Raw genomic sequence first — 2,731 nt, forward strand, 5'->3', positions numbered from 1 at the left:
ATCGCGACCAGTGTCGCCGTGGGAAATGATTAGCTCGTTGTGTCGATAGCTGCGCTCGTGCCACCGTTTGGTCAGCGCGGCGAGGTCGGCATCGCAAAGTCTTGAGATGAAGGCCAGAGAGCCTGTCACAACGGTCTCTTGTTCAATCAAGTGTACTTCACCTTACTCCCTATCCAAGGAAATTTCATGGCCGCAGGCCCCGCTTTCCGGGATGCAAACTGGGAGCGGATTTTGCCAATGTTTTCCCCGGTGTGGGAATTCCCACAGCCGAGCCTGGTTCGACTGTCATATCCTTGTTGCAACGTCAGGCCCGTCGGCTCGTGTGCAAGCCGGCGAAGGGAAAGGGAACAGTCATGAAATTCTTGGCTCCCGTCACAAAACTTGCTGCGGTGTTTCGCAAATTCGTCGCGCCGCGCTACCGCCCGGAGCTTTATTACATGCGTGGCCCGGGGCCAGCCACCGCCCGCCGTATGAGCACGCCGCGGCAAAACCAATCCATCGACCACTACGCCTAACTTGCCTCGCGGACGGCTGACGCTCTCGCCCGGAGTGCCGTTCGCGCCGTTCCGTACCGGTCAATTCAGATCAATGAAGGGACGATCTGATCATGGTTATAATTCATGCTGTCGCCATTGGTCCATTTCGCAGGTGGTTACGCCTCCGCGCCGAGCGAAAAGCTCTCTTGTCGGCAACGGACCAGTTGAGCCGTTTACCCGATGACGTTCTTGGCGACATCGGCATCTCACATGACGAAATCATGTGCGCTTTGCGAAGCCGCGCCATCCGTCATTGCGGAGGCAGGCGCGGCCGGCACGACGATCGAGCGCACCAGGATCGCTTCGGCCTCGATTCCGAAACGGTTGGCCGCCGGCAGTGGCTACGCCTCGGCCGAGATCCCCTTTGGCTGGTCCACGAGCGCGCGATCGAGCCTTACATCGCGGTTTCGACAAGCAGCGGCGCGCGGACGGGACCTTCGAACGGCAACTACACCTGCGACCCCAAGGACTGAACGTTGACCGACGGGAGCTGGGGAGGATCTCAAAATGATCATGTCAGCTGTTAAGTCCCTCGCGCCTGTGACGCTCGGCACCGTGCTGATCGCAATCAGTCCGGCTTCATTGTCGGCTTCTGACGCTCAGGCCCTCGCGTTCGCTCACGCTGACATGCCAATCAAACAGCTGCAAGACGTCTATTTGGATTGCGAGCGGGGAGGCCGCCGGTGCGCTGGGGACGGAAGTCGTGATGTACTGTTCGATGCGCGAGTTCCGACTAGGCGCGCGATAGCAGTTTGCGCATAATCAACGACGCATGGCCTTCTGCACCGTGCGACGCGGCCCTGCGATCGACCACTTCGAACCCATGTTTGCGGTAAAAGGCCATTGCCCGGTCGTTTCCCTCGAGCACTTCGAGTGCGATGCTCGGGATGCCGGAATGGGTGGCAAAGACAGCGTGCAATATATTAGCGGCTAGCCCGGTGCCGTACTCGCTTTGATCGATGTGGAGCCGGTCAAGCATGACGTCGCCGGCTTCATTCATCTTAGCCATCGCGTAGCCGGCAATCGAGCCGTCTGGCCGTTCTGCCACGAACGACATTTTGTTGGTGTCTGTCAGTTCCGCCGCAATCCGCTGCAGCGTGTGATCTTCATCCGAAATCCGGGCCGCGGTCTCGGCACCCATGATTGGCGAGTACGTCCTGCGCCAAGACTCTCCAATTAGCCGCGATACCGACGGCACGTCCTGCTCAGTCATGGCTCTGATTTGCGTCATCCGATAACGTCCCCTGCCGGTCAATTATAGCGTTGCCGGACGGGCCGCTCAAATTCGGAGCGGCGGCCTACCGCCGCTTCATCGCATGGGGGTCACGCCGTTCCTTACACCTACCATCAGGCATGGTCCGCAGGTCGACTCCAACCGATGAGCTAACGTCCGCTCTGGAGAAGCACCGCGAATGTCTGAACATGGCGCGCCCGAGCCGGCCGGCGCATCGGCTCGGATTGTACCGCAATGGAGCGTTCTAACGTCGCGGTTGGGTGGAAAGTTGCCGCTCGGCTCATCTGCCAGAACGAGCACGTTGCGCCATTTCGTGACCTTTGCGGACGCCGTCAGAAAGGTCCGGTTCCTGACACATTCTGCCTTCGGAGCGCGCGATGACGCCCTGATCCCCGTAAGCGTCCCCCGGCTCGCAGGCTGAGCTAGTGCCGGGTCGGCCGCGGCGGGATTTGACGGAGCACCGTTTGGCACTGCAACCGGCCTCGCTGCATGCCTACTGGGACGGCCTGGTCGGTGACAAAGCAATGCCGTAGAAGGCAGTCGAAGCCGCGCGACGCTGCCGATTGCACAATCCTCTTCACATTGCTGCATGCGGCGCGGTGCGGGTGCGCGTCTCGCGAGAATGCCAGCAATTGGTTGGCCAGCGTTGCAATCCAGACAACCTACGCCTGCGCCATGCCTGGGTCGTGTGTCTGCGAAGCTACATGGCGTCGCGTCTCCCCTTCGGTCCGCGCGACGGCCTGCTCGAGATCGGCCGTACCGGACCCGCGTTCGCGATCCCTGCAATGCTGCACCAAAACCTGTGTGCTGCACGATCTAGCAGAAAGGTTCCCGCATTGAGCGTTTTCAAAGACTTAGCTTAGTGCTCGACGTGCATTCGACGTTCGGGCTCCTTGGCCGCGCATATGGTCTTGCCATGCGGCTTTCCTTATAGTCATGCGCCGTGGAACAGGCCCAACAT

3 protein-coding genes are annotated in these 2,731 nt (G+C 60.3%); 2 read left to right on the forward strand and 1 reads right to left on the reverse strand.

Annotated elements, in window-relative coordinates:
• Positions 1–353 precede the first annotated feature (353 nt).
• On the forward strand, positions 354–515 hold the full coding sequence (locus EOA86_RS38940) for a hypothetical protein (protein ID WP_164759627.1): 162 nt from the start codon (positions 354–356) through the stop codon (positions 513–515).
• A gap of 167 nt (positions 516–682) precedes the next feature.
• Positions 683–1,009: a hypothetical protein gene (locus EOA86_RS29680; protein WP_206630172.1), complete on the forward strand. Its 327-nt coding sequence runs from the start codon at positions 683–685 to the stop codon at positions 1,007–1,009.
• A 260-nt stretch (positions 1,010–1,269) separates the two neighbouring features.
• On the opposite strand, the gene EOA86_RS29685 is transcribed toward EOA86_RS29680, so the two are convergent.
• On the reverse strand, positions 1,270–1,677 hold the full coding sequence (locus EOA86_RS29685; protein ID WP_245497417.1) for a GNAT family N-acetyltransferase: 408 nt from the start codon (positions 1,675–1,677) through the stop codon (positions 1,270–1,272).
• Positions 1,678–2,731: the final 1,054 nt, after the last annotated feature.

Source organism: Mesorhizobium sp. M5C.F.Ca.IN.020.32.2.1 (assembly GCF_004023105.1).
Lineage (GTDB): Bacteria > Pseudomonadota > Alphaproteobacteria > Rhizobiales > Rhizobiaceae > Mesorhizobium > Mesorhizobium wenxiniae.